This is a genomic window from Paenibacillus sp. S25 (genome assembly GCF_019454085.1).
GTDB lineage: Bacteria > Bacillota > Bacilli > Paenibacillales > Paenibacillaceae > Paenibacillus > Paenibacillus polymyxa_B.
This window is the reverse complement of sequence record NZ_CP073683.1, coordinates 3,625,051-3,651,160: the sequence shown is the minus strand read 5'-3', so window position 1 is coordinate 3,651,160 and position 26,110 is coordinate 3,625,051. Positions and strand designations below refer to the sequence as shown.

Sequence of the window (26,110 nt, the reverse complement as noted above, 5' to 3'; positions counted from 1 at the left end):
TTTGCAGGGATTGAAAATTAATCGTGCAAGAACTAGAGACGAGATTACAAGGGGGCTTAATCTTGAGTGGGGTCAATTCCCAGATAATGTCCCAGTTTCCGTCGGACCTCGCTGCGAGCAAAGGATGAAAGCATGAAAAATCGCCTTTGATAGCCGCGGCACACATACAAAACCTCTATGCCTTCATGATTTCGGATTTCGCTGTAAATTTTAACCCCTAGTGTTTTCATTCGCGCCTTTGTCTCTGCTAATTGAACAGCTACGCGCTGTTGTACTCCAGTCAGGCTACGAACATACAAATCGGGCATTTTTAGGGGAGAGGTATTTATAATACGAATGTCTCGTTCCAGCACATCCAGCACAAGAGTTAGAAGTACACAGATCTTGATCAGCCCTGCGTCTTCTTCAGAAGGCAAAGGAGCTTTATTCTTGTGGTTCAGTATCTTTTGGTTTGGCATAAAAATCTCCTTTACTCCGAGTAAGAATACAATATATAATTAGTATATAGAACATATGTTCTGTTTATGCTTCCCTCATCATAGGAATTTTTCCATTGCTTAAGCAATCATCAATTATTGGAAAAGTGGTAGGGAGCGATATCCTATGTGCCATTGTGTAAAGAATTCATGCGTTTATCGCCAATGACAGTCAAACAGAATTTATGTTAAGCTATTGGATAAAAACTTACATAAAAGGGGAGATCGTTCTGGCTGCGGTCAGCCTTTACTATTTAAATTAAGAAAGTGGAGAAAGAAGGTATACATATTGTCACGTTCGTTATATGCAGCTTTATTATTGTTGAGTCTCATTTGGGGCGGTTCGTTTATGTTTATCAAGGTGTTGTTGCTACATCAAGTAGGGCCGTGGACGATTGTATTTCTCAGATCCAGCTTTGGATTTATTTTTATCGTCTTATTAATGCTACTTATGCGCAGGCCGTTTAAAATCAAAAGCATTCCGTGGAAATCGGTTATTCTGGTAGCTTTGGTCAACATGGTTTTGCCATGGACATTGATCGGTTTTAGCGAGACCAGAATAGCTAGTAGCATGGCTTCTGTATTGAATGCCACCACGCCAATATGGACCATGTTGGTGGGGCTTGTTTTTTTCGGGGCTATTTTTCATCGAATGCAGTGGTTAGGAATGGGTCTCGCTTTTGTAGGAATCATTATTTTATTGGGTATTAATCCTGCATCTATTATTTCTGTTGATCCTGTGGGTTTTGGATGTATGCTGCTTGCGACTCTCTGCTACGGATTTGGAACACAGCTCTCCAAACGTTTTCTCTCCAATCTTTCCATGTATCAGGCTACTTTTTCGACACTGTTTGGTGCTGCGGTAGGGGGTGGCATTATGATGGCAATTGTGGAGAGACCTGATTTGTCGATTGTTTCTGACCCAGGTGTATTGGGTTCTCTTATAGGACTGGGAGTTTTGGGATCAGGAGTAGCATATATTTTGTTCAACTACATGATTTTGCGGGGGAGTGCGGAATTTGCTTCTTCGGTGACGTATTTTGTACCAGTAAGTGCCATTGTATGGGGCTTTTTGCTCTTGAATGAACATATCGGCTGGAACGTTCTGACCGGGTTGGTTCTTATACTTGGAGGCGTGTTTATGGCCAACCAGCGTAAAACCGCCAAATTAAGTGGATAATAATCTAAACAGAAATAAAATACGCTTTGGTTATTATATTAAATGTGCATTCGCCAAACCTTCGGTATAATGCGTTAATTCGCACATACAATAAAGCATGCTCACACATAAAATAAAATATGGTGCAGCAAAAAAGCAAGCTGTTTAGCAGGTGACAAGGTGTGGTATAATAAATTATAGAATTATATGCACCACAGAAATGTCGGAGTTTTATTCCACAAAAGAAAGGATCAGGATACCATGTGTCCCCGAAGGATACTTCCCCAAAGGACGATTTGGAAACGATTTGATCTGTCTTATACTTAGCTTTTCCGCGGAGTAACGTCAAGTTGCGAAAGCCAACTCTGCGGAAGAGGGGATTGTACATGCGAAGGACCAAGTCCTCCAGGCACATCTTATCCGGTAGCTTCCGTAAGAGTGGGTTCATCCACATCAAACTTACGAGAAACCGAGGGAGCCTGTATGAGGAAAACTTACGAATCTATCGTGAACAATGGAGCACTGAGACAGATTGCTGTCATGTTGCTCGGAACATGCATTTTAGCTTTTACGTACTATCACATTAATGCTCAAAATCATTTGTCAGAAGGCGGATTTGCAGGCTTGGCCCTGCTGGGACATTACGCGTTTGGCATATCTCCAGCATGGAGTATGTTGCTGCTTGATATTCCCGTCATATTGCTGGCATGGGTACTGAAGGGCAGAAGATTTATGCTGCTTGCGTTAATCGGAGCCGTCGCTTTTTCACTGTTTTATGCAGGATTTGAGAAGTATTCGACTCTGGTTATAGATCTACATGGAAATCTGCTGATAGCTGCTCTACTTTGTGGGGTGCTTACAGGTTTGGGAGCCGGAATCGTACTGCGATTCGGTGGAGCAACCGGGGGCGATGATATCTTATCTCTGCTGATCAGTGAGTGGCGCGGGTGGAAAATCGGCAACGTGTTTATTGTCAGTGACATCATCGTACTGGGATTATCATTGTTGTATCTGCCTATGAAGGAAACAATGTTTACAATACTGGCTGTGTGGCTTGCCGGAAAAATAATTACATGGACGACCACGTTCCAACTGCACCGACCTGTGAAAAAGGTACTGCCAGCGGCTATTCCCGCTAAAAAGGTGGTTGCCAAAACAGTGCCGGTCGTCCACAGCCTTCGTCAATAAGGAAAGGGTGTTACGTCAGGAGAGAAATCTTCTTACGTAACACCCTTTCGCTGTATTCAGCTTCTATCAGGAAGGCTTTAAAGTTGAATGAATGCGTCCATTCCGGTCATGAATAATTGCAGAAATCTGTTGGCGTTCTACAAAACTTTGAGCTTCGTCAATCGCCTCATTTTTGTGTTTAAAGGTTGAAATGGACTGATTGTGTCCCTCTTCTTTGATTGCCCAGTGATCCTCGTGCGGCACCACATGAATGGGTTCCTTTGCATCGGAAGAAGCGGAATGATGGTTGTGCAGATTTTCGCTTGAATGCTGTTTTTCATGTTTTGTCGGTTTCTCATCTTGCTCGGCTGGATGATTATCGTTCCATTCCTCGGCTTGGGAAGTGGCAATCGCAATCGAGCGCCCTTCTTCATAGCCGTCACGGAGTAGGGCGTTAGCAATATCGACGGCTTTTTCTCGCACACGAGGCTCTAGGTTTTTCATGGACGGAGGGTAATCATGTTTGTTCCAAGGCATAGTTGCACACTCCTTATAACAGATGATGTATTATGTATTACCCGTTGTCGGCTTAAACAAACGGAAATCAAAGAAATGAATATATTGTAAAATGTATCTTGAGAAAAAGCGTATAATGGTGTGCAGAATACCAGAAAAAGGAGTGAAGCATTTGCTTGCCTGGGGTTTTGTTTTTTTGCTGACTATCATCATTCATACTACAGATAGCTTGTCCTATGCTCTTCGGCTTGGTGGTTTGCGAGCGCGTCGGATTGGATTGGCGTTAACCGTTGCGGGAATGCTGCTGTTGGTATCACGCACCTCTAACATGGCGCAGGGGCCTTTACTCGGAGGGATGGTCGATCAGGCTAAAGCTGCAGCACAAGTAGGCGGAACGGATATTAGACTGGAACTATATATGCATGGGGTACTGCTGGCAGCAACCGTTGGAACCGTGCTTGCTATATTACTGTATCCAACAGTGGTACGCATGTCAGCCAGATGGATTGTGCATTTGGAGCATACCGGATCTATTCCGGCTTTGATGCGTCATTTAATGCTGCGAAGTCGCTGGAAACATGCAGGCTACTACATAAAGCGCCCCACCTGGTCAATGCTTACTTCACTGATTAGCGGAGCGATACCCAAGCGTCTAATTATTCTGAATATAGCTGTCACTGCGATTTATACAACAGGAGTAGTATCCGCTTTATATGCATCATTTCTGTGGCCTGCTCAAGGTACAGCAATGTCAATGTCGTCAGGTCTAATCAATGGCGTCGCAACGGTATTACTGACCTTGTTAATTGATCCAAGATTGGCGGTTCTGTCGGAGAAAACACTACGAGGGGAGCTACCCTTAACTCGGATGAACAGCATGTACGGCTGGATGATCATCTCGCGCTTGGCAGGTACTTTATTAGCCCAGCTATTGCTAGTACCGCTAGCAATTTGGCTTGGATGGGTAATGAGTTAAATTGCTAGCTTACGTAATGATGTGCTGCCACATCCCAAAAAAGGCTGGCCCGTGATCATCTATTAAAGATAGATGATCACGGGCCAGCCCCAATGATTCTATGGCTATTTACTGTTCAAATAATGACTTATATGCTCCGTATCCTTCACGTTCCAAGTCTTCTTGAGGCACAAAGCGGAGCGCGGCGGAATTTATGCAATAACGCAAACCATCTGGACCAGGACCATCATCGAATACATGCCCTAAATGGGAGTCGGCTTCACGACTTCGCACCTCGGTACGGATCATAAAATGGCTGAGATCAGTTTTTTCTTTGACATTGTAGCTGCGCAATGGACGGGTAAAGCTGGGCCAACCGCAACCTGCGTCAAATTTGTCCAATGAACTGAACAAAGGCTCTCCTGATACGATATCCACGTAAATACCTTCACCCTCATGATCCCAAAACTCATTTTGAAAAGGGCGCTCGGTCGCGTTTTTTTGTGTTACTTCGTATTGAATAGGCGTCAGCCGATCTTTAAGATCGGATTTATCAATCTTGCCGGACCAATTTTGCTCGATAAAATCTTCACGTCCCGAACCTTTGCGGTAGCGCTTGTAATGAGCGGGGTTCTTCTTATGATAGTCCTGATGATATTCTTCTGCTTCATAAAAAGTGGCCGCAGGCAGGATCGGTGTAGCAATGGGCTTGTCGAAGCGGCCACTTTGAGCCAAAGCTTCTTTAGAAGCTTCTGCCTTGATTCGCTGCTCTTCATTATGATAGAAAATAGCCGTTTGGTAAGATGAACCTCTATCGTGAAACTGTCCACCTTCATCCGTCGGGTCAATCTGCTGCCAGAATAGCTCCAACAGTTTTTCATACGGGAAAACTTGCGGATCAAATGTAATCTGTACGGCTTCCACATGCCCCGTTGTTTCAGAACACACCTCTTCATAGGTTGGATTTTCGGTATGTCCCCCTGTGTATCCAGATCTAACCTTCAAAATACCGGGTAATTCCTCAAAAGGGGAAACCATGCACCAGAAGCAGCCACCTGCAAAAGTTGCTTTTTCTACTGTGTGTGGATTGTTGGTGCTCATATTTGTCACTCCAATCTGAGAATATTTAATTAGTTGTTATTTAAATAGCTTACAATTAAATTATATACGAGATTTTTGCAAAATCCAACGAAACGTCAGAAACCAAACAGCAGTGTAACTGGCTCTGTCCTCAAAAATCGCAACGAAACATCCTACAGAGACGGTGGCAAACTATCGCATTATATTCTATTGGCGCGTTGAAGCCTTTTTCGGTAGAGTATAAAGCCGCCGCCCACCAGTGCAGTATATAGCACCAAAATGAGCAAACCGGTGATTGGATGTTCTGCAAAGGTGCCGCCTGCATAAGCATACACCGCAATTGCGGGAAGCTTGCCAATAGCTGTACCTAGGATAAAACTCCAGAACGGAAACTCTGCTACTCCAGCGTATACATTTACCGCTGCCTGGGGGATGACCGGAATCAGACGAGCCAGCAGCACAGCAGCAAAAGGCTCTTTCTCCATGACCCGATTGAAGCGCTCCAATGCGGGAACCCGCTCCAAATAGGCACGTCCTTTGTCACGGAACAGGGTACGTACGGCACTATAAACGACCAGCGCAGCCAAGGTAGTGCCCAGCCAGCAGATCAGAGCACCTTGCCAGGGGCCTGCGGCATAAGCAATAGAAGCGATAATCAGCTTGTACGGCACAAACGGTATTAACGCGAATAAAAATGCGAGCAGTAGCAGAACTGGAAAGGAGGTTTGCTTGTCCGCCCAGGCGAGCCAATCATACCTGTAGATAAACGCGATGCAAAGCAGCGAAACATAAGCCGCGACGAGTAGCCATTTTTTCATTTACATACCTCTTTCAATATCCCTGTTCGGCTTATCGCTTATACAGAAAAAAATAGGGTTCACATTCCCAATAATGTGTGCTATACTGCCACTAATAGAATAGTTCCCAAAGGGGAGTAGCTCAACGAGTAAAGTCGTCATTACGGGATTTTTAATCCCCGGCTTTATTGGCAACGTAATGTTGTAAGCGAGACCTTTGCCAGGATTTTAGGAATCCGGGTAAATGGTCTTTTTTTGATGCCAAATTTGGGTCAAGCGCCGTTTCCGGATTCCGTGAAATGGCGCTTTTTTAGTATAAAGCGCTGAACTATGTACAGTATAACAAATAAATAAAAAAGGTGGGAGAAACGTATGGATTTTTTGTCAATTGAGTTTTTAACCGCATTAGTATCCATCATTATCATTGATCTGGTGCTAGCTGGTGACAATGCCATCGTAATCGGTTTGGCGGCTCGCAATGTTGATAAGGCCAATCAAAAGAAGGTCATTATTTGGGGGACGGTCGGAGCGGTCATCATTCGTGTGATTGCTACAGTGCTGGTCACGTATTTATTGCAAATTTATGGATTGCGTTTGATTGGGGGACTCGCACTTATCTATATTGCCTATAAGCTGCTGGTCGAAGAGAAAAAACATGAAATTTCAGCTACGAATCAAATGTGGGCAGCGATCCGCACGATTATAATCGCGGATACGATGATGGGCCTCGACAATGTACTTGCTGTTGCGGGAGCAGCTCATGGAAACATGCTGCTTGTTATACTGGGTCTGGCAATCTCCGTTCCAATCATGGTGTGGGGAAGTACGATTATCTTGAAGCTGACTGAACGTTACCCAGTAGTTATTACGATTGGTGCTGCTGTACTGGCTTATACTGCCGCCAAAATGGTGGTGGCGGAACCGCTGATTGCACACTGGTTTATGAACGGGGTCGTTAAATACGGCTTTGAGGTTCTGGTTGTGGTTCTGGTTGTAGCCATTGGGATGCGTGTTAAAAAAATTAAAAGTGAAAAAACAAGAAAGCAAGCGCAGCACGCCTAAGCTAACTTACATTAAGTAAACTTAGCTGAAGCTGAGCGTTCATGCCGTAGAGGCTGTTCTGTTAGGTCCAACTGGACCCGGAGCAGTCTCTTTTCTTTGCTTGTCAGCAGACTTCCATGTAAACTAGACAACAGATGAATGAGTGATTAAAGGTGGGAGCGAAATGGACAAGCAAACGAAGATAAGAGTAGCTATTGCAGGACTGGGTGGTATTGCTCGAAAAGTATACTTACCGTTACTGGCAGCACACCAAGGTATAGACATTGTAGGTGTCATGAACCGTTCACAGAAGCCGGTGAGTTCCATTATGGAGCAATATAGGTTGCCAAGAGGAACGACTGATGTGAAGGAGATGCTAGCATGGGAACCGGAAGCTGTATTTATACATGCCGCGACCGAAGCTCATTTTGATCTAGTTATGGCGTGTATTGAAAAAGGGATTGCTGTGTATGTGGATAAACCGTTGTCCTATGATGTTCGTCAGAATCTGGAAATGACCGCTTTTGCGGAAGCGCAGGCTGTGCTGCTGGCGGTAGGCTTTAATCGACGTTTTGCCCCGCATTATGTAGCTGCTAAAGCATGGTTAGAGGAAGCAGGTGGATTCAGTCAATGTGCGGCCATTAAACACCGCACTGGATATGATCGAAGACCGGCGGCACAGACGGTTTATGATGATTTAATTCACATGCTTGATTTGCTTTTGTGGCTGGGTGGCGATGATTATGAGCTGCTGCATAGTAGTCTGAATACGACGAGTGATGGATATATGGATGCTGCGTTCGGGACCGTACGTTTGGGGAATGCTACCGGAAGCTACAGTATGAGTAGACAGGCAGGGGCTGACATAGAGAAGCTGGAGCTTCACGGGGCAGGACGGTCTGTTGAAGTAATAAATATGGAACAGGCTGTCTTTATGCAAAAAAATCATTCACCGCTAACGCAAGCTTTTGGAAGCTGGGATACGATTTTGGAAAGACGAGGATTCACCGGAGTCGTGAATCATTTTCTGGAGCATATTCATCGTCCGGAGGAGTGTGCTGTACGGGCTGGAAAAGTATTGGAAAGCCATATGCTAGCTGACGAACTGATCAGCCGTTTGAGTGTTTAATATGGAACGTCCGAACGTGATATTAACAGTCCAGACAGACATCAAGAATTAGGTTGAAGGAGAAATGAATGAATGGAAGAAGATAACCGTGGTAAACAGCTAGAAGAAGCCATCATTGAGAATTATAAGCAAGAAGAAGATATGATGATCCTTGTATTTGCGCAATGGTGTATTAATCACGGGTTGGAGCCAGAGGAATTATATCGGGTAGCGTATCCGCATCAGGATAGCAACGAGCGTCTGCTACGAGTACGCAAGTTGACTGTATCGCGTGAAGAAGCGGGTGATATTCCGCTGGATACGGTATTAGGGGTACTGTCCATGTTCGGAAATGAGGACTTGGCGATGGTCGTATCTGAGGCGGCTGCCAGCCTTCCGTCGGAACGGAAATAGGGCTAGCCAGAATAAAGAATATACTGTTATCATTTATGGCATCATGGACTAACTGTATTTACTTAAGACATTGTTGATGAGGAGGGTAAGCTTACGATGGAAGATATACCTATGCCAAGTACCTGTAAAGGCTGTGAAAGAGATATCTCGATATCGGAAGAGCAGATTACCAGAATTCTAACCAACATGAGACCCAAAATGGAATGTGTAAACGATGAAGTGTACGAAGCCAGACTGTTGGCCTGCTCACAATGTGAAGAGTTGATGTCCGGGCATACATGTGGCATCAGCGGAAGTATTGTTCGTGTACGTGCTTTGGCGGCAGCTCAAAATTGTCCCAGTTATCATGGTTCACGCTGGATAGGAACAGCCTAAAAGATACAATGCTCTGGCTCGGCTGAACCTAGATTACGGGTTAAAGTAGTCATACCTTGGTCTGCCTTAATGGCAGGCTTTTTGGTTTGATTGGCCCTTTTCTTAACGATTGACAAAAAGTAGGCAATAAAATATATTAAACACGTGAAATGTTTTTATTTAATCATTAATATTTATATTAATGTTTGCTAGATGTGATGATGCGTAAAAATTAAGATCCAAAGAAGATCGGTGGTATGAGTAATATTTAGACCAAAATGAAAGCGCAAACATTCGTGCGGGTGTTCCAACAATCTTAATATTTTCGGGGAGGGTTTGTTGTGAAGGGTTCTATTGTTGTTAATACCGATTGGAAACAAGGCATTATTAATAAAAATATTTATGGGCAATTTGCTGAGCATCTTGGACGTTGCATTTATGAAGGTATATGGGTTGGAGAGGACTCACCGATTCCAAACACAGACGGAATTCGAAATGATGTGGTGGAAGCCCTGAAAAAGCTGAACATTCCTGTGCTGCGCTGGCCGGGAGGTTGTTTTGCCGATGAATACCATTGGAAAGATGGTATCGGACCAAAAGAAAACCGTAAGAGAATGGTAAATACGCATTGGGGCGGTGTGGTTGAAAATAATCATTTTGGCACACATGAGTTTTTTCAATTGTGTGAACTGTTAGATGCAGAGCCTTATATTTGTGGAAATGTCGGCAGTGGTACAGTTCAGGAAATGTCGGAATGGGTAGAGTACATGACCTTCGATGGAGAGTCCCCTATGGCTAGATGGCGTCAGGAAAACGGTCGTGAGAAACCATGGAAGCTCAAATATTTTGGAGTGGGTAACGAAAACTGGGGTTGTGGCGGTAACATGCGCCCAGAATATTATGCCGACCTGTATCGCCGCTATCAGACATATGTCCGTAACTTTGGCGAGAACCGCATATATCGCATCGCAGGTGGGGCGAATGTGGATGATTATCGTTGGACCGAAGTGTTGATGCGCGAAGCTGGGCATCTTATGGACGGTTTGAGCCTGCATAACTATACGATCCCAGGAAACTGGGAAGGGAAAAGGCAAGCAATCGGCTTTGATGAAGCGGAATGGTTCGAGACGATGAAAAAATCATTGCACATGGATGAATTGATTACTCGTCATTCAGCCATTATGGACCAATATGATCCTAACAAAAGGGTCGGACTGATCGTTGATGAATGGGGAACCTGGTTCCTGACTGAGCCGGGGACCAATCCGGGCTTCCTGTATCAGCAAAACACGATGCGCGATGCGCTGGTAGCTGGGCTTCACCTACACATTTTCCATAATCACCATGACCGAGTACAGATGACGAATATCGCTCAAATGGTCAATGTTTTACAGGCAATGATTCTGACCGAAGGCCCTGCTATGCTGTTGACGCCGACATACCATATATTTGAAATGTTTAAAGTGCATCAGGATGCGCAAGCACTAGCTGTTCATGTAAAGGTGGACGATTATGAATATGATGGGGATTCCATCCCACAAGTAAGCGTGTCCGCCTCCAAGGCGCAGGATGACAATATTCATATTAGCTTTTGCAACGTCCATCCGGGCGAGTCGGCAAACTTAAATTTGGAGCTAAGAGGACTGGAAGAGGTTAAAAAGATCAGCGGTGTTGTTCTTGCCAGTGACGATATGCAGGCACATAATACCTTTGATCAGCCAGAGCGTGTGAAAAAGGAAGCTTTCACATCCTATCAGCTGCAAGGTCAGCATTTGAATGTTACACTGCCACCAATGTCGGTAGTGATGCTGACAATTGCTCCGTAAAAAAGCTGGATCGTGGTATGTAAGCAGTATCCACTATTATTGGTTATGACAAAGAGAGCGTTCAGGTGAACGCTCTCTTTTACCTACAGTTGCTCGCGGTGAATCACCCTGAATTCCTTGGGCGACATACCGAAGCGGGAACGAAATACACGGTGAAAATACGTGTAATTTGCAAATCCTGAAGATTCGGCGGCTTGTTCCAGTGACATGGGACTGAAAATGATTCGTTCTCTCGCCATGTTAAGCCTGATGTCCAGCGTGTACTGCATAATACTCGTATCGAATGTTTCCTTAAACAGATGTACTGCTCGGGATACGCTGATACCTACGTGTGAAGACACGTCATCTAGCTTGAAGTTAGAGGATGCATTTTCTTCAATATAATTTTTAATCTGATAAGCAAGATAGTTATGATGGGTAGCGATAGGATGATCGGATAGCATACGGTCAAACTCCAAACATAAAATGCGCATATAATAACTTGATATTTCCGGGTAAGGATTAGAAATACGTCGTTGCTCCATCACAAGCTGACGAAATAGGCCAAGCAGGGCTTCTGTGAGCTGAACCTTAATTCTGTTGGGTCGTTTATGATGGTTCCACCACTCATCTACCCAGGAACCACCGAAAAAAATGTGATAATCTCCACTTTCCACGACCAGATCTCCCATGGGATTTAACTCACTATGAATATCCAGTTCATAAGGCTCGGTAGGATTGAATAGCAGTAGGTCACCCGCCTCAATCCGTGTCATTTCCCCGTTAATGCGGGCCTGGCAGCGTCCATCTGTTTGCAAACGGAATAAATAATTTTTAATCCCATCAGGCTGGTTCGAATAAAAGGGCTTTCGATGGAAGGAATAGCCTGCGGTAAGAACCTGACAAGGCTCGACGATAGACATGATGATGACTCCTTTGGGCATATGGCTGTTTCAAATATTGACCAGATTGTTCATGTTTTAATCATATTATTCATTTTAAACGAAACAGAAATAGAATACTATGTGAACTGTAAAGCTTACATGTTAGATGAGAAAGTACATGTTGGAGGCCAAGGAGTGTGACGACGTGGAACGAATGAAGGCCGGGATTATCGGATGCGGTACTATTAGCTCGGTATATCTTGAAAATCTCCAAAAGAGCCCACTTATTGAAGTGGTGGCCGTCGCTGATTTACTAGATGAGAGGGCCAAGGAGAGGGCCGATGAATTCAACATTGAAAACGTATACAAGGTGGATGGATTGCTTCGTCAGCCTGAGATTGAGCTTGTATTTAATCTGACCGTGCCTGGCAGCCATGCACTGACAGATGTGGCGATACTAGAGGCAGGTAAGCATGTGTACAGTGAAAAGCCTTTGGCGGTTTCTTTGGAGGACGGAAAACGCGTTCTGGATTTAGCCAAAGAAAGAAATCTGCGTGTCGGCTGTGCTCCTGATACTTTTCTTGGGGCGGCTATTCAGACCGCACGTCATGCCATACAGACTGGAATGATTGGTCAGCCAGTAGCCGCTACTGCCTTTTTAATGAGTAGAGGCCCTGAATGGTGGCATGAGAATCCGGAATTTTTCTATGCAGCTGGAGGAGGACCGATGTTTGACATGGGACCTTACTATTTGGCCTCGTTGATCCAAGTGCTGGGGCCGATCCGGCGAATTAGCGGCTCCGTAGGAATTCAGATTCCAGAACGTCATATACATTTCGGTCCCAAAAGCGGCACGCCATTACGGGTGCAAACACCAACGCACTTGGCCGGGACCATGGATTTTCATAACGGAGCCATCGCAACCTTGATTACCAGCTTTGATATTCAGGGAGCATCAGACCTGCCACGTATTGAAATTTACGGAACGGAAGGGACTTTGAACTTGCCGGACCCGAACTTTTTTAACGGAGATGTCAAAATGCGCCGACCTGGCGAGGAAAACGCAGAGCTGTTAAAGCCCCTTTTTGAATGCGGGAAAAACGAACGTGGAATAGGCGCGGGCGAGATGGTGAGAGCCATACGCAGTGAAAAGAACCATCGTGCTAATGCTGAGCTGGCCTACCATGTGTTAGAAGCCATGCATGCTTTTCAGCGCTCATCATTGGAAGGCAATCACATTACGATGGAAAGCACGTTTAAGCCGGACGAGGATTTGTATTATGGAACAGATATGATGGAAAATTCATCCTAATTAAAGAGGTGAAGGGTAATGGCTAAAGTAGGATTGCAATTGTACACAGTAAGGGAAGAGCTTGAACAGGATTTTGAAGGTACATTGCGCAAGGTAGCTGAGCTTGGCTATAAAGGGGTAGAATTTCATACCTTTTTCGGACGCAATGCCAAGGATGTCAGAGTGCTTTTGGATGAGCTAAATCTGGAAGTTGTCGGAACTCATATACAGTATTCTCGATTGTTGGATCATTTGGATGAGGAGATTGCATACCACAAAGAATTGGGCAATAAGTACCTAATCGTTCCTTATTTAACCGAAGAACAGCGACAGTGGGATGAAATTTTTGCTAATTTGAATCGTATTGGTGAAAAAGTGAAAGAACAGGGCTTGATACTGGCTTATCATAATCATGATTTTGAATTGACAGAAAAAATCAATGATCGCCCGGTATTCGATGCTTTATATGATGCGGTTTCCGATGATTTGTTACAGGTCGAAATGGATACTTGTTGGGTATACTATGGGGGCTATGATCCAGTGGAATACATCGGACGTTATAATGGACGCCTGCCTATCATTCACTTAAAGGATATGGCACGTGACGAGCAACAAAAAGCAGTGACTGTAGAGCTTGGCAAAGGCGAAGTGCAGCTTCAGGCCATTACAGACGCCGCTATTCAGGCAGGTGTGGATTGGGTCGTCGTGGAACAGGATTTCTGCTCAAACCCTCCAATCGAAAGCATTGAAACCAGCATTAAATGGCTCCAACAATACGCAGCTCAGGGAGGAAATATTCATGTCTAAAACACTCAAAATCGGGATTATTGGTTGTGGAGGCATTGCCAACGGCAAACACTTACCGAGTCTTGCCAAGCAGAAGCGTGCAGAAATCGTTGCATTCTGTGACATCATTCAGGAGCGAGCTGAAGAGGCAGCAGAAAAATTTGGAGTTGAAGGGTCGCAAGTTTATAGTGATTACCGCCAGTTGCTAGAAAATAAAGACATTGAAGTCGTACATGTGTGTACACCTAATGACTCGCACTCAGAAATTACCGTAGCGGCGCTTGAGGCAGGTAAGCATGTGCTGTGTGAAAAGCCGATGGCTAAAACTGCTGAGCAAGCACGGGAGATGCTCGATGCAGCCAACCGCACAGGTAAGAAGCTGTCTATTGCGTATCAAAACCGTTATCGTGATGACAGTTTGTATCTGAAACAATTGGTTGAGCAAGGAGAGCTTGGAGACATTTATCTGGGCAAAGCCATTGCTCTACGCCGTCGCGCGGTTCCGACTTGGGGAGTATTCTTGGATGAAGAGAAGCAGGGTGGTGGTCCTCTTATTGATATTGGCACGCATGCACTCGACCTGACACTCTGGCTGATGGATAATTACAAGCCTAAAAGTGTACTAGGTTCAACCTTCCATAAGCTAGGGGATCGTAAAGATGCGGCAAATGCCTTTGGGCCTTGGAATCCTGAGGAATTTAAGGTAGAGGACTCAGCTTTTGGTTTTATTACGATGCAAAATGGAGCTACGATTGTACTGGAATCCAGCTGGGCATTGAACGTTGTAGAGTTTGGCGAAGCGAAGACGCTGTTATGCGGAACCGAAGGCGGAGCCGATATGCAGGATGGATTGCGCATTAACGGGGAAAAGAACAGCCGCTTGTTTGATACGAAAATAGATCTGGATGCAGGCGGTGTTGCCTTTTACTCTGGAGAAACGGAAAATGAAGCAGACCGCGAAGCCCGTCTGTGGATCGAATCTATTCTGGACGACAAAGAACCTCTTGTGAAGCCGGAACAGGCACTGGTTGTTACTGAAATTTTGGAAGCTATCTATGAATCGGCCCGTACCGGGAAAGCTGTCTATTTTGACTAAGCCCGTAATTATCCCGAATAGACCATCATTATAATGAAAGCAGCTTTTTTCACATATGATATAGGGAGGGATTTCTTTTGAAACTTGGAGTATTTATGGTGTTGTTTGGCGGACGTTCGCTGGAGGAGGCGCTGGATTATGTGGCTTCTCAAGGATTGGATGCTGTAGAAATCGGTACAGGCGGCAACCCAGGAGATAAGCATTGTAAGCCGGATGAGTTGCTGGAGAATGATACAGCGCTCAAAAATTTTAAAAAGGCAGTAGAGTCCCGCGGACTAACGATTAGTGCGCTTAGCTGTCACGGCAATCCTCTTCATCCGCAAAAGCATTTGGCCCAAGCTGATCATGAAACGTTTCTTAAAACCGTTCGATTGGCAGAAAAGCTGGAAGTTCCAGTTGTGAACACTTTCTCTGGCTGTCCGGGTGATCATGAGGATGCGAAATATCCAAACTGGCCTGTGGCTCCGTGGCCTAATGATTTTCAGGAAGTGTTGAAGTGGCAATGGGAGAATAAAATTATTCCTTACTGGACTGAGACGGGAAAATTTGCAGCAGATCATCATGTTAAAATTGGGCTGGAGCTACACGGAGGCTTCTCCGTTCATACACCAGCGACCTTGCTTCGTTTGCGTGAAGCTGCGGGAGAGGTCATTGGTGCTAATCTGGATCCGAGCCATATGTGGTGGCAGGGAATTGACCCAGTGCAGGCGGTTCAAATTTTGGGCCGAGAGGGAGCCATTCACCATTTTCATGCCAAGGATACGACGATTGATCCGGTCAATGTAAATAAATATGGACTTACCGATATGCAGGAATATACGAAAATGCTAGATCGCGCTTGGCAGTTCCGTACTGTGGGTTATGGACATGATGTAAAAACCTGGGCAGATATTATTAGTGCTCTGCGTCTGGTGGGATACGATTATGTAGTGAGTATTGAGCATGAAGATGGCCTGATGTCCGTGGAGGAAGGCTTTACTAAGGCTGTCCACAATCTTCGCCAGGTATTGATTGAAGAACCGCTGAGCGAGATGTGGTGGGTCTAACTTAATAGGGGGAAATGTTGATGATTAACGTCACCATTTGGAATGAATTTTTGAACGAAAAGTTGAATGATGAAGCCAAACAGATATATCCTGACGGGATACACAAAGCGTTGGCTGACGGCCTGGCAGGAGAGGGATTTGCCATTCGAACAGCTACTCTTCGTGATGATGCCGAGCATGGTTTGGGAGAAGAGATCCTGAATTCCACAGATGTGCTGCTGTGGTGGGGGCATAAAGCCCACGATCAGGTGAGCGATGAAGTTACAGCGCGTGTTGTAAAGCGAGTGCAGGAAGGAATGGGCTTGATCGTGCTGCACTCGGGCCATTTTTCAAAACCATTCAAAGCCCTAATGGGCACTAGCTGTGATTTGAAATGGAGGGTGGCAGGTGAACAGGAGATTATTTGGTCGGTGAATCCGTCACATCCTATTGCAGAAGGCATAGACGCCAAAATTTTGTTGAAGCAGGAAGAGATGTATGGCGAGTTCTTTGATATACCAGCGCCGGATGAATTGGTATTTATTAGTAACTTTGAAGGCGGCGAAGTATTTAGAACCGGATGTACTTTCCGCCGAGGTAGCGGTAAGATATTCTATTTTCGCCCAGGTCATGAGACCTATCCAACTTATTACCAGCCTGATATTTTGAAAGTTATCGCCAACAGCATTCGTTGGACTTCTCCGACAAGTATTAACAAACCAATATATGGTAAAAGCGAACCTGTAAGACCTCTCGGTGGAGTGTTGGTATAATGACAATCATCACATTTTGATGAGCTGTATAATGAACAGATTGATAGGCGGAACCTCTTGGGATTCCGCCTTTTTGTATTTAACGATTTAGACATATACCTGCTGTGTTGGTTTGTTGTATAATCAGTTTTGGTCATGGCAACTTTATCAGCGCAGGTATTTAATTTAAGAAGAAAGTGTTTTCTTTCGGGATAAAGTATGCTAAAATGATATATACTAACAAAAGGAAAGCTTTATCAAACCGAAATGCAAAAGAAGGTGAAAAATTTGGAGAGTCAACCGCAATGTGCAAAAATGTGTCCGCGTTTTGAAACCGCCTTTTCATGTTTGGGTAAGCGTTGGAATGGATTAATTATTCAATCCATGATGAGCGGTCCTAAGCGGTTTAAGGATATTTCCAATCTGATTCCCACAATGAGTGACAAAATGTTATCAGAGCGGATGAAAGATTTGGAAAATGAAGGAATTCTTACACGTCATGTATATCCGGAAACTCCTGTCCGCATTGAATACGAGCTAACAACCAAAGGCCGTGCACTTCAGCCGGTTATGGAACAAATTCAATTTTGGGCTGAGGAATGGATTAGATGAGCACCAAACTAAATAAGCGTTTCTCATAGCAAAACAGCCTTTTCCTAGGAAAAAGGCTGTTTTTTTATTTTGTGTATAGGACTACTTATCCATTTTACAGAAATGATGTGCATAGGCAGCACGGCTTAATAGCCTTTGATGCGCCCTGCAACTGAGAACAATCCTGCTGTTGCACGGCGGGGCACACGGGTTTGAATATCCAGCGCGGCCGAACGAAATGTACCCAAGCATGAATGGCATAGTCTTCCTGCATAAATGGGGGAACGGCAGGATTCACAAGGATAATCAAGCTGACTGTAGGTGGAGGGAAATTTGCCTGCTCTTACCCAATCTGTAAGCAATTCTATAGGTGTGCCGGTTACGTCACTGAGCTGGCGAGTATGAGTAGAAGGATGCTTCCATAGATAGTTAGAACAGCGGTCCAAGAATATATTTTCTTCCTGAATACAAGAACTACACAGGTTTCTAAGGTTTTGACGAAAAACGGAACCACATTTTGGGCAATTAGAAGTATGTATCTCCATAGAAACCAGTCCTTTGTATCGAAATATAGTGAAATCTTAAAATTTATTAGTTACATATTACTATGACCTTATACCTATATCAATCTTTATTTATGGAACCTCTGATCTTTAAGTGTATGTTGAAATCTGTGTTGACATTACTCTGTTACTTATGTATTATAACTTACATAAAGTTACTTAATGAATAAAGTAAACTAATGATGATAAGGGGATATTTATATGATGCCATCTTTATTTTTGGCCCACGGCTCACCGATGCTTGCTATTGAACAGACGGACTATACTTCATTTTTAGAGCAACTGGGGAAAAGCATTCGCCCTAAAGCGGTTGTTATCTTTACTGCTCATTGGGAAGCGCAAACGTTGACGATCAGTTCGATGGATGACGTGTACGATACCATTTATGATTTTGGCGGTTTCCCACCGGAACTGTACACGGTGAAATATCCAGCACATGGTTCTGTGGAACTGGCCAATAAGCTAGAAAAATTATATGAACAAAAGGGCATTGACGTACAAACTGACCGGGTGAGGGGACTGGATCATGGATCCTGGACATTGTTGCATCGTATGTATCCTGAGGCAGACATTCCGGTAGTTCAGATCTCTGTAAATCCATATCTTTCGCCCAAAGCACAATATGCCATTGGTGAAGTGCTGCGTGGACTGGGAGAACAGGATATTCTGGTCATTGGCAGTGGAGTGACTGTTCATAATCTGCGTATCGTCAAATGGGGGGAAACGAAAACAGAACCTTGGGCTATAGATTTTGATGATTGGATTATCGAAAAAGTGCAAAGTAGAGATATAGAGGCTTTGGATCACTATGAAAGCGAAGCACCTTATGCTCGCCAGGCCGTACCAAGAGCAGAGCACTTTGTACCGTTGTTTATTGCAATGGGGAGTGGCAATCCTGCAAACAAAGCCAAGGTCATCCATAGAAGCTATGAGATGGGGAATTTAAGTTATCTATGCTTGCAGTTTTAAAAAGTGTGTTGCCAGAAGAAAGACTAGTGTTAAAATGCTTCGCAACTGCTTCTGTATAAGTAGAGGAGTGGAAATAAATTAGGGAGTGTTATAAGCTATAATGGCTTATAACACTCCCTTTTACATAAAAAACGATTTATTATATCCGGCAAATCTCACGAGGACACAATTCACAATGACATACGCCTTGCAGCATTTCCAAATCCTTGACAACAATCATGCCATTATCGTATTCTACTGCATTTTTCTTACGTAGATCACTAAGCATCCGGTTTACGCTTTCCCGGGTCGCACCGATCATATTAGATAAGTCAGTATGAGTAATTTTCTTATGAATCAGGATATGTTCGCCGTGAGGCTCACCATAGGTATTGCATAGACGGATGAGTGTTGAACATAAAGCGCCAGGCTTGCCGTACATCATCAAATCGCGGAACTTAGTCTGCGTAATGCGGTGATGCGAACCCATCCATTTCATAAAGTCAATCGCAAAATCACAATGCTGGCAAATAAGCAACTCCAGATCTGTATGATCGATTACGCCAATATCACTGTCTTCCAAAACCTCAGCAGAAAAGGAATGCTTAGTACCGAAAAATGGATCGGCTTGACCAACAAGATCGCCGCTTTGATACATATATAGTATAAGTTCCTTACCCTCATCCGTTGTTTTGGTTACTTTCACGCGTCCGCGCTTAATATAAAACAGCTTATCCGCTGTATCTCCTTCCCAGAACAGATGCGAGCTTTCAGGCATAACTCGATCTTTCATCATCACTTGCAACCGGTTGAAGCTGGCCTCCGAGAAGCAACAGGTGTTGCCGCGGGCTTCCATTACATTTGTAGGGTTTCTCATCGTCCATTTCCCCTTTGTATCCTATGTTTTTTATCTGCAACTTGATCAATTCAAATTCATTATATACCTGCGCAATGCGTTTTTGGGGCAAGAAGAGGGGGTAAAAGTGGCAGAATTCCAAACTTTGTGATTTAATTCACTTCATAAAATAAAATTTTAAATAGATTGTGAAAAAAATCACAATATATCTTGAAAAGCTGTGTTACGATCAGTGCGTGAACAAGAGATAGTACACGAGATAACAGGAGGATGAGGGAAATGGCTGTTAAAAACGAGGTTATCCAAAAAGAGCAAAGCGCAGAGCAGTATATTCAAACGCTGATTGACCGGGGGAACCGGGCACAGCAAGCTTTCATGAGTATGAATCAGGAACAGATTGACGAAATCGTACAAGCTATGGCACTCGCAGGGATGGATAAACACATGTACCTGGCGAAGTTGGCTGTTGAAGAAACAGGACGCGGTGTGTACGAGGACAAAATCACCAAAAACATGTTTGCAACAGAATATATCTATCATAGTATCAAAAATGAAAAAACCGTCGGTGTCATTGAAGACAATGATTTTGACAGTTTTCAAAAGATAGCAGAGCCAGTCGGCATTATCATGGGGATCACTCCAGTGACAAACCCGACTTCGACTACGATGTTCAAAGCGTTGATTGCCATTAAAACACGTAACCCAATCATTTTCGGTTTCCATCCATCTGCTCAATCGTGTAGTGCGGAAGCAGCCCGCGTCTTGCTCGAAGCAGCCGTCAAACATGGTGCTCCAGCTGATTGTATTCAATGGATTGAAGCTCCATCGATGGATAAAACAAATTCACTCATGAATCACCCGGATGTGGCTCTGATTCTGGCAACTGGTGGATCAGGCATGGTTAAGGCGGCATATAGCTGCGGTAAACCTGCTCTGGGTGTAGGCCCAGGTAACGTGCCTTGCTTCATTGAAAAAACAGCAGACATCAAGCAGGCCGTGAACGATCTCATCCTCTCTAAATCTTTTGACAACGGTATGATTTGTGCTTCCGAGCAAGCGGTTATTATCGAAGAGCCAATCTTCGAACAAGTGAAAAAATTGATGATCGCTAACGGCTGCTATTTTGTAAATAAAGAAGAAGCAGCTAAGCTCACTCAAGGAGCTATGAATGTCGAGAAATGTGCAGTGAACCCAGCAATCGTCGGGCAGTCTGCTGTGAAAATTGCTGAAATGAGTGGTATCACAGTACCAGCAGGAACTAAAATTTTAGTCGCTGAGATTGAAGGGGTAGGAACAAAATTCCCATTGTCTGCGGAAAAATTGAGTCCTGTATTGGCTTGCTATAAAGTAAAAAATGCGGAACAAGGTATTCAACGCGCTGCTGAAGTCGTGGAATTCGGGGGCATGGGCCACTCGTCCGCTATTCATTCGAACGATGAGGACGTTATCGCTCGCTTCGCAAACCGTCTGCAAACAGGACGTATCATTGTAAATGCACCTTCCACACATGGTGCGATTGGCGACATTTACAACACCAACCTTCCTTCATTGACACTCGGTTGCGGTTCGTACGGTCGTAACTCGACTTCGTCGAACGTATCGGCAGTCAATTTGATTAATGTGAAAAGGGTGGCGAAACGGACGGTGAATATGCAATGGTTCAAAGTACCTTCCAAAATCTATTTTGAGAAAAACTCGACACAGTATCTTGCTAAAATGCCTGATATCACACGTGTAGCCATTATCACGGACCCTATGATGGTACAACTGGGATATGTAGATCGTGTTATTCATTATCTGCATCAACGCCAAACACCGGTAGCTATCGAAGTGTTCTCTGAAGTAGAGCCAGATCCATCGACAGTTACGGTAGAACGTGGTACAGAAATGATGAGACGTTTCCAACCGGATTGCATCATCGCATTGGGCGGCGGTTCGCCAATGGATGCGGCTAAAGGCATGTGGATGTTCTATGAATATCCAGATACTGATTTCAATAACTTAAAACAAAAATTCATGGATATCCGTAAACGGATTTACAAGTACCCACGTCTGGGCCAAAAAGCGCAATTTGTAGCTATCCCTACAACCTCGGGTACAGGTTCCGAAGTTACATCGTTCGCAGTAATTACGGACAAAAACCTGGGTAACACGAAGTATCCGCTGGCTGACTATGAGCTGACTCCTGATGTGGCAATTATTGACCCAGTGTTTGTATATTCGCTGCCTAAAACAGCTGTAGCGGACACAGGTATGGATGTTCTGACACATGCTATCGAAGCTTACGTGTCCGTAATGGCTAATGACTACACAGATGGTCTGGCAATTAAAGCCATTCAATTGGTATTCCAATACCTAGAACAATCGGCTCTGACTGGTGATAAACTGGCTCGTGAGAAAATGCATAATGCTTCTACACTTGCTGGTATGGCTTTTGCTAATGCATTCTTGGGTATTAACCACAGTCTTGCACATAAATGGGGTGGACAATACCATACAGCGCATGGTCGCACGAATGCCATTTTATTGCCGCACGTCATTCGCTATAATGCGAAAAAACCGACAAAATTTGCTTCGTTCCCTAAATATTCGCACTTTGTTGCGGATGAGCGTTATGCAGAAATTGCACGCATACTGGGACTGCCTGCACGCACCACCGAAGAAGGGGTTAACAGCTTGATCGAAGCGATCCGTAAGATGAACAAAACACTTGGTATCGAGGAATCGTTCCAACAAATCGGTTTCGATGCGAAGGATTTCGAATCACGTGTAGACTATCTGGCTGACCGCGCATTTGAAGATCAATGTACAACTGCGAATCCGAAACTGCCACTGGTTACTGAGTTGGCTGATGTCTATCGCAATGCCTTCTACGGACGTTTTGATCAATAATATAATAGGTACGAAGAGGCTTGTGAAAAAGCATTTTCTCGTTCAATACCGATGCAGGCTCTCTATATAGAGGGCCTGTTGGTTTGGGAAGGGAGGTGAACGGCAAGGCTAAGGATAGGCGCGCAGCTAGGGAAAATAAAGTGATAAAAATCACTCATATTGTGATTTTTATCACATACTACACTCTATCATTATTCTACAATAAGGGTGTAAGAAAGGTCCCGACACTGAGCGTAAGGCATCGGTGAACAGGCCGGGCTCAAGAAATAGCTTTATCGTGAAAAAAATCACAAGTCCGGAAGACCAAACAATTTGGAGGGATTTACATGTCGGTGATTGAGAGAGAATTACAAGAGCAACAATCTGGCTGGAGAGGTTTTAAAAAAGGCAAATGGACTAAAGAAGTCAACGTCAACGATTTTATTGAAACCAATATCTTACCTTATGTTGGCAATGAAGAATTTTTGGTTGGTCCTACCGCCAACACAACTGCATTGTGGGATATTGTATCCGATCTTACCAAAAAAGAGTTGGCAAACGGCGGCGTGCTTGATGTAGACGTGAATACGCCATCCACTATTATTTCACATAAGCCGGGTTATCTGGACCGGGATAAAGAGCAAATTGTCGGTGTACAAACAGATGCTCCATTCAAACGCTCTTTGCAGCCGTTTGGTGGAATTCGGATGATGATCGACGCTTGCAAAGCCTATGGTTTTGAAGTACCAGAAAGTATCATTGATATCTTCACTCATATTCGTAAAACTCACAACCAAGGTGTATTTGACGCTTATACAGATGAAATGAGAGCAGCTCGTAAAGCTGGTATCATTACTGGTCTGCCAGATGCATACGGTCGTGGTCGTATTATCGGTGACTATCGTCGTGTAGCTTTGTATGGTGCAGACTTCTTGATCCAAGATAAAAAAATGCAACTGAAAAGCCTTGAAGTTGATTCCATGGAAGAAGACGTAATTCGTCTGCGTGAGGAAATTTCCGAACAAATTCGTGCTTTGAATGAACTGAAACAAATGGCTGCTGAACACGGTTTTGATATCTCAAAACCTGCTAACAATGCGAAAGAAGCTTTCCAATGGGTATATTTTGGATATCTTGCAGCAATCAAAGAACAAAATGGTGCAGCAATGTCCTTAGGACGTGTATCTTCCTTCCTTGATATTTACTCTCAACGTGATATGGAAGAGGGTACAATGACAGAAGAACAAGCTCAAGAACTGGTCGATCATTTTGTTATGAAATTGCGTATTGTTAAGTTCTTGCGCACACCTGACTATAATGAACTGTTCAGTGGAGATCCAACATGGGTTACTGAGTCCATTGGTGGTATGTCCGTAACTGGAGAAACTCGGGTAACTAAAAACAGCTTCCGTTTCCTGCATACCCTCTACAATCTGGGACCTGCACCGGAGCCGAATCTGACTGTACTGTGGTCGGAAAAATTGCCTGAAGGCTTCAAAAAATATTGTGCGAAAGTTTCTATTGAAACTAGCTCCATTCAGTACGAGAATGACGATCTGATGCGTCCGATTTATGGAGACGATTATGGTATTGCTTGTTGTGTATCGGCAATGAAAATCGGTAAACAAATGCAATTCTTTGGTGCTCGTGCCAACTTGGCTAAAGCTCTGCTGTATGCAATTAACGGTGGTAAAGATGAAAAATCTGGCGTCCAAGTAGGGCCTGAATTCCCAGCCATTACAGGTGAAGTTCTGGAATATGAAGAAGTGTTGAGCCGCTTCAAACCTATGATGGAATGGTTGGCAAAACTGTACATGAACACTTTGAATGTTATTCACTACATGCATGATAAATATAGCTACGAACGCATTGAAATGGCGTTGCATGATCGTGATATTCTCCGCACCATGGCATGTGGTATTGCGGGTCTGTCAGTTGCTACCGACTCCTTGAGTGCCATTAAATTTGCAAAAGTTAAACCAATCCGTAACGAAAAAGGGATTGCTGTTGACTTTGAAATCGAAGGCGAATACCCTTGCTACGGTAACAACGATGACCGTGTAGATAACATCGCTGTGGAACTGGTAGAAAGCTTCATGAGCATGATTCGCAAGCATAAAGCTTATCGTAATGCGGTTCCTACTCAATCTGTACTGACTATTACTTCCAACGTGGTTTACGGTAAGAAAACAGGTACAACACCGGATGGACGTAAAGCAGGCGAACCGTTTGCACCAGGGGCAAACCCAATGCACGGTCGTGATAAAAAAGGTGCTTTGGCATCTCTGAGTTCCGTAGCCAAATTGCCATATGAACACAGTCTGGATGGTATCTCGAACACCTTCTCCATCGTGCCTAAAGCACTGGGTAAAGAAGAAGAAACACGCAAAACAAACCTTGTTTCGATGATGGATGGCTACTTTGGAAGCCACGCACATCATCTGAATGTCAATGTGTTTGCTCGCGAACAACTGTTGGATGCAATGGAGCACCCAGAAAACTATCCACAGCTGACGATTCGTGTTTCCGGCTATGCCGTTAACTTTATCAAGCTGACTCGTGAACAACAATTGGATGTTATTAACCGTACTTTCCACGGTACAATGTAAATAAGTATTACAATGACGCACGCATAGCGGATGCGGGAAGGATGATGCAACATGTTGAAAGGTCACATACACTCATTGGAAACCTTCGGGACCGTCGATGGTCCCGGCATCCGCTTCGTGCTCTTTATGCAAGGATGCTTGTTGAAATGTCAATATTGCCATAACCCGGACACTTGGGCCTTGAATGAAGGTAATCCGATGACGTTGGAGGAGGTATTGGCTGAGATTGAGCCGTATTTAGCCTATTACCGTTCTTCAGGAGGCGGATTGACCGTATCTGGTGGAGAACCGACGCTGCAAGCTCATTTTGTCGCAGAGCTGTTCAAAGAAGTGAAACGTCGGTGGAATTTGCACACGACACTGGACAGTAACGGCTTTAATGACGCGGGCCGTATCCATGAACTGCTGGACGTAACAGACTTGGTGCTACTGGATATTAAGCATATTGACAATGACAAGCATATTAAGCTTACAGGCAAGTCTAACGATCGTATGCTAAGTACGGCTCGCTGGTTGTCTGAGCAAGGGCGCAAAATGTGGATTAGACACGTATTTGTACCGGGTATTCATGATGACGAGCAAGATTTATTGAATTTGGGACGGTTTATCGGAACGTTGAACGGAGTCGAGAAATTCGAAATCTTGCCTTACCATCAAATGGGTGTTTACAAGTGGGAAATGCTCGGTAAGGAGTATCCGCTGGAGGGAGTTCCATCTCCTACAGATGAAGAAGTTCAACGTGCTTACCGACTCATTGAAGAGGGTCGTCTGGAGACTGCAGGAAAGAATGCTGTCTGTCGTCCATCATAATGTAAATGGTTCAAAAGCTATTTCCTAGTAATGAAGCCGCCGCCACATCAGGTCAGATGGGCGGCGGTTTTTTGTTGTTGAATTTTTTGCAGTCACAGGAGAAAGTTCCCTTTTTTTCATGATCAGCAAAATTTCCAGAAACTTTTTAACAACTGA

Annotated in this window: 25 protein-coding genes; 18 read left to right on the top strand and 7 right to left on the bottom strand. The window is 44.2% G+C overall.

Features of this window, described 5'->3' with window-relative positions; all coding sequences use genetic code 11:
• Positions 1–56 precede the first annotated feature (56 nt).
• Positions 57–458, bottom strand: coding sequence for a YhjD family protein (locus KAI37_RS16100; protein ID WP_071641541.1), 402 nt, complete (start codon positions 456–458; stop codon positions 57–59).
• Between the two features lie 307 nt (positions 459–765).
• On the opposite strand from KAI37_RS16100, the gene KAI37_RS16095 reads away from it, so the two are divergent.
• Positions 766–1,656 carry a DMT family transporter gene (locus KAI37_RS16095; RefSeq protein ID WP_220029816.1) on the top strand — a complete coding sequence of 297 codons (891 nt, stop codon included), beginning with the start codon at positions 766–768 and terminating at the stop codon, positions 1,654–1,656.
• 462 nt (positions 1,657–2,118) lie between these two features.
• Positions 2,119–2,823, top strand: a complete 705-nt coding sequence (locus KAI37_RS16090; protein WP_013310869.1) for a YitT family protein — start codon at positions 2,119–2,121, stop codon at positions 2,821–2,823.
• A 66-nt stretch (positions 2,824–2,889) separates the two neighbouring features.
• Here the strand turns inward: KAI37_RS16090 and KAI37_RS16085 are convergent, their stop codons facing one another.
• A complete protein-coding gene (locus KAI37_RS16085) occupies positions 2,890–3,339 on the bottom strand; it encodes a DUF2188 domain-containing protein (RefSeq protein ID WP_071641539.1) in 450 nt (149 codons plus the stop codon).
• 151 nt (positions 3,340–3,490) lie between these two features.
• Here KAI37_RS16085 and KAI37_RS16080 point away from each other — a divergent pair, with 151 nt between their 5' ends.
• A complete protein-coding gene (locus tag KAI37_RS16080) occupies positions 3,491–4,294 on the top strand; it encodes a lipid II flippase Amj family protein (protein ID WP_071641537.1) in 804 nt (267 codons plus the stop codon).
• Positions 4,295–4,402: 108 nt separating this feature from the next.
• Here the strand turns inward: KAI37_RS16080 and msrA are convergent, their stop codons facing one another.
• A complete protein-coding gene (msrA, locus tag KAI37_RS16075; RefSeq protein ID WP_028540577.1) occupies positions 4,403–5,374 on the bottom strand; it encodes a peptide-methionine (S)-S-oxide reductase MsrA in 972 nt (323 codons plus the stop codon).
• 179 nt (positions 5,375–5,553) lie between these two features.
• Positions 5,554–6,171, bottom strand: a complete 618-nt coding sequence (locus tag KAI37_RS16070; protein WP_104496815.1) for a TVP38/TMEM64 family protein — start codon at positions 6,169–6,171, stop codon at positions 5,554–5,556.
• A gap of 351 nt (positions 6,172–6,522) precedes the next feature.
• Between KAI37_RS16070 and KAI37_RS16065 the strand changes: the two genes are divergently transcribed.
• From KAI37_RS16065 to KAI37_RS16045, 5 genes are all read left to right on the top strand, one after another.
• Positions 6,523–7,212 carry a TerC family protein gene (locus KAI37_RS16065; protein ID WP_025722249.1) on the top strand — a complete coding sequence of 230 codons (690 nt, stop codon included), beginning with the start codon at positions 6,523–6,525 and terminating at the stop codon, positions 7,210–7,212.
• Positions 7,213–7,375: 163 nt separating this feature from the next.
• Positions 7,376–8,320 carry a Gfo/Idh/MocA family protein gene (locus tag KAI37_RS16060; RefSeq protein WP_220029815.1) on the top strand — a complete coding sequence of 315 codons (945 nt, stop codon included), beginning with the start codon at positions 7,376–7,378 and terminating at the stop codon, positions 8,318–8,320.
• A 72-nt stretch (positions 8,321–8,392) separates the two neighbouring features.
• Positions 8,393–8,713: a hypothetical protein gene (locus tag KAI37_RS16055; protein WP_013310862.1), complete on the top strand. Its 321-nt coding sequence runs from the start codon at positions 8,393–8,395 to the stop codon at positions 8,711–8,713.
• Between the two features lie 96 nt (positions 8,714–8,809).
• The gene (locus KAI37_RS16050; protein ID WP_023989282.1) at positions 8,810–9,088 is read left to right on the top strand and encodes a DUF6171 family protein; all 279 of its coding nucleotides are present in this window, start codon (positions 8,810–8,812) and stop codon (positions 9,086–9,088) included.
• 320 nt (positions 9,089–9,408) lie between these two features.
• Positions 9,409–10,893 carry an alpha-N-arabinofuranosidase gene (locus KAI37_RS16045; protein WP_220029814.1) on the top strand — a complete coding sequence of 495 codons (1,485 nt, stop codon included), beginning with the start codon at positions 9,409–9,411 and terminating at the stop codon, positions 10,891–10,893.
• A gap of 83 nt (positions 10,894–10,976) precedes the next feature.
• Here the strand turns inward: KAI37_RS16045 and KAI37_RS16040 are convergent, their stop codons facing one another.
• Positions 10,977–11,795 carry an AraC family transcriptional regulator gene (locus KAI37_RS16040; RefSeq protein WP_023989280.1) on the bottom strand — a complete coding sequence of 273 codons (819 nt, stop codon included), beginning with the start codon at positions 11,793–11,795 and terminating at the stop codon, positions 10,977–10,979.
• A gap of 166 nt (positions 11,796–11,961) precedes the next feature.
• On the opposite strand from KAI37_RS16040, the gene KAI37_RS16035 reads away from it, so the two are divergent.
• The 6 genes from KAI37_RS16035 (at position 11,962) to KAI37_RS16010 (ending at position 17,318) form a co-directional block, all read left to right on the top strand.
• Positions 11,962–13,068, top strand: coding sequence for a Gfo/Idh/MocA family protein (locus KAI37_RS16035; protein WP_220029813.1), 1,107 nt, complete (start codon positions 11,962–11,964; stop codon positions 13,066–13,068).
• 18 nt (positions 13,069–13,086) lie between these two features.
• Positions 13,087–13,854 (top strand): sugar phosphate isomerase/epimerase family protein, encoded by a 768-nt coding sequence (locus tag KAI37_RS16030; RefSeq protein WP_220029812.1) that lies wholly within the window; start codon positions 13,087–13,089, stop codon positions 13,852–13,854.
• Positions 13,847–14,929 carry a Gfo/Idh/MocA family protein gene (locus tag KAI37_RS16025; protein ID WP_013310855.1) on the top strand — a complete coding sequence of 361 codons (1,083 nt, stop codon included), beginning with the start codon at positions 13,847–13,849 and terminating at the stop codon, positions 14,927–14,929. The genes KAI37_RS16030 and KAI37_RS16025 overlap by 8 nt, the downstream gene beginning before the upstream one ends.
• 77 nt (positions 14,930–15,006) lie before the next feature.
• Positions 15,007–15,975, top strand: coding sequence for a sugar phosphate isomerase/epimerase family protein (locus KAI37_RS16020; protein WP_013310854.1), 969 nt, complete (start codon positions 15,007–15,009; stop codon positions 15,973–15,975).
• A gap of 20 nt (positions 15,976–15,995) precedes the next feature.
• Entirely contained in the window at positions 15,996–16,727 is a 732-nt protein-coding gene (locus tag KAI37_RS16015) for a ThuA domain-containing protein (RefSeq protein WP_071641523.1), read from the top strand.
• A gap of 246 nt (positions 16,728–16,973) precedes the next feature.
• On the top strand, positions 16,974–17,318 hold the full coding sequence (locus KAI37_RS16010) for a winged helix-turn-helix transcriptional regulator (RefSeq protein WP_071641521.1): 345 nt from the start codon (positions 16,974–16,976) through the stop codon (positions 17,316–17,318).
• A 125-nt stretch (positions 17,319–17,443) separates the two neighbouring features.
• Here the strand turns inward: KAI37_RS16010 and KAI37_RS16005 are convergent, their stop codons facing one another.
• Positions 17,444–17,743, bottom strand: coding sequence for a hypothetical protein (locus KAI37_RS16005; RefSeq protein WP_233901737.1), 300 nt, complete (start codon positions 17,741–17,743; stop codon positions 17,444–17,446).
• A gap of 318 nt (positions 17,744–18,061) precedes the next feature.
• On the opposite strand from KAI37_RS16005, the gene KAI37_RS16000 reads away from it, so the two are divergent.
• Complete coding sequence (locus KAI37_RS16000; RefSeq protein ID WP_071641517.1) at positions 18,062–18,829, top strand: DODA-type extradiol aromatic ring-opening family dioxygenase; 768 nt, start codon at positions 18,062–18,064, stop codon at positions 18,827–18,829.
• A 139-nt stretch (positions 18,830–18,968) separates the two neighbouring features.
• On the opposite strand, the gene KAI37_RS15995 is transcribed toward KAI37_RS16000, so the two are convergent.
• Positions 18,969–19,685 (bottom strand): Crp/Fnr family transcriptional regulator, encoded by a 717-nt coding sequence (locus KAI37_RS15995; RefSeq protein ID WP_013310849.1) that lies wholly within the window; start codon positions 19,683–19,685, stop codon positions 18,969–18,971.
• 258 nt (positions 19,686–19,943) lie between these two features.
• On the opposite strand from KAI37_RS15995, the gene adhE reads away from it, so the two are divergent.
• The 3 genes from adhE to pflA all read left to right on the top strand — a co-directional run bounded on the left by adhE (position 19,944) and on the right by pflA (position 25,954).
• Positions 19,944–22,556 (top strand): bifunctional acetaldehyde-CoA/alcohol dehydrogenase, encoded by a 2,613-nt coding sequence (gene adhE, locus KAI37_RS15990; protein ID WP_071641515.1) that lies wholly within the window; start codon positions 19,944–19,946, stop codon positions 22,554–22,556.
• A 326-nt stretch (positions 22,557–22,882) separates the two neighbouring features.
• Complete coding sequence (pflB, locus tag KAI37_RS15985; RefSeq protein ID WP_071641513.1) at positions 22,883–25,144, top strand: formate C-acetyltransferase; 2,262 nt, start codon at positions 22,883–22,885, stop codon at positions 25,142–25,144.
• 51 nt (positions 25,145–25,195) lie between these two features.
• Positions 25,196–25,954, top strand: a complete 759-nt coding sequence (gene pflA / locus KAI37_RS15980) for a pyruvate formate-lyase-activating protein (RefSeq protein WP_013310845.1) — start codon at positions 25,196–25,198, stop codon at positions 25,952–25,954.
• Positions 25,955–26,110: the final 156 nt, after the last annotated feature.

What these genes read in the sequence shown, in the direction of transcription:
- KAI37_RS16100 (WP_071641541.1), bottom strand. Translation starts at nt 458, where the DNA reads ATGCCAAACCAAAAGATACTGAACCACAAGAATAAAGCTCCTTTGCCT.
- KAI37_RS16090 (WP_013310869.1), top strand. Translation starts at nt 2,119, where the DNA reads ATGAGGAAAACTTACGAATCTATCGTGAACAATGGAGCACTGAGACAG.
- KAI37_RS16085 (WP_071641539.1), bottom strand. Translation starts at nt 3,339, where the DNA reads ATGCCTTGGAACAAACATGATTACCCTCCGTCCATGAAAAACCTAGAG.
- msrA (WP_028540577.1), bottom strand. Translation starts at nt 5,374, where the DNA reads ATGAGCACCAACAATCCACACACAGTAGAAAAAGCAACTTTTGCAGGT.
- KAI37_RS16070 (WP_104496815.1), bottom strand. Translation starts at nt 6,171, where the DNA reads ATGAAAAAATGGCTACTCGTCGCGGCTTATGTTTCGCTGCTTTGCATC.
- KAI37_RS16065 (WP_025722249.1), top strand. Translation starts at nt 6,523, where the DNA reads ATGGATTTTTTGTCAATTGAGTTTTTAACCGCATTAGTATCCATCATT.
- KAI37_RS16060 (WP_220029815.1), top strand. Translation starts at nt 7,376, where the DNA reads ATGGACAAGCAAACGAAGATAAGAGTAGCTATTGCAGGACTGGGTGGT.
- KAI37_RS16055 (WP_013310862.1), top strand. Translation starts at nt 8,393, where the DNA reads ATGGAAGAAGATAACCGTGGTAAACAGCTAGAAGAAGCCATCATTGAG.
- KAI37_RS16050 (WP_023989282.1), top strand. Translation starts at nt 8,810, where the DNA reads ATGGAAGATATACCTATGCCAAGTACCTGTAAAGGCTGTGAAAGAGAT.
- KAI37_RS16040 (WP_023989280.1), bottom strand. Translation starts at nt 11,795, where the DNA reads ATGTCTATCGTCGAGCCTTGTCAGGTTCTTACCGCAGGCTATTCCTTC.
- KAI37_RS16030 (WP_220029812.1), top strand. Translation starts at nt 13,087, where the DNA reads ATGGCTAAAGTAGGATTGCAATTGTACACAGTAAGGGAAGAGCTTGAA.
- KAI37_RS16025 (WP_013310855.1), top strand. Translation starts at nt 13,847, where the DNA reads ATGTCTAAAACACTCAAAATCGGGATTATTGGTTGTGGAGGCATTGCC.
- KAI37_RS16015 (WP_071641523.1), top strand. Translation starts at nt 15,996, where the DNA reads ATGATTAACGTCACCATTTGGAATGAATTTTTGAACGAAAAGTTGAAT.
- KAI37_RS16010 (WP_071641521.1), top strand. Translation starts at nt 16,974, where the DNA reads ATGCAAAAGAAGGTGAAAAATTTGGAGAGTCAACCGCAATGTGCAAAA.
- KAI37_RS16000 (WP_071641517.1), top strand. Translation starts at nt 18,062, where the DNA reads ATGATGCCATCTTTATTTTTGGCCCACGGCTCACCGATGCTTGCTATT.
- KAI37_RS15995 (WP_013310849.1), bottom strand. Translation starts at nt 19,685, where the DNA reads ATGAGAAACCCTACAAATGTAATGGAAGCCCGCGGCAACACCTGTTGC.
- adhE (WP_071641515.1), top strand. Translation starts at nt 19,944, where the DNA reads ATGGCTGTTAAAAACGAGGTTATCCAAAAAGAGCAAAGCGCAGAGCAG.
- pflB (WP_071641513.1), top strand. Translation starts at nt 22,883, where the DNA reads ATGTCGGTGATTGAGAGAGAATTACAAGAGCAACAATCTGGCTGGAGA.
- pflA (WP_013310845.1), top strand. Translation starts at nt 25,196, where the DNA reads ATGTTGAAAGGTCACATACACTCATTGGAAACCTTCGGGACCGTCGAT.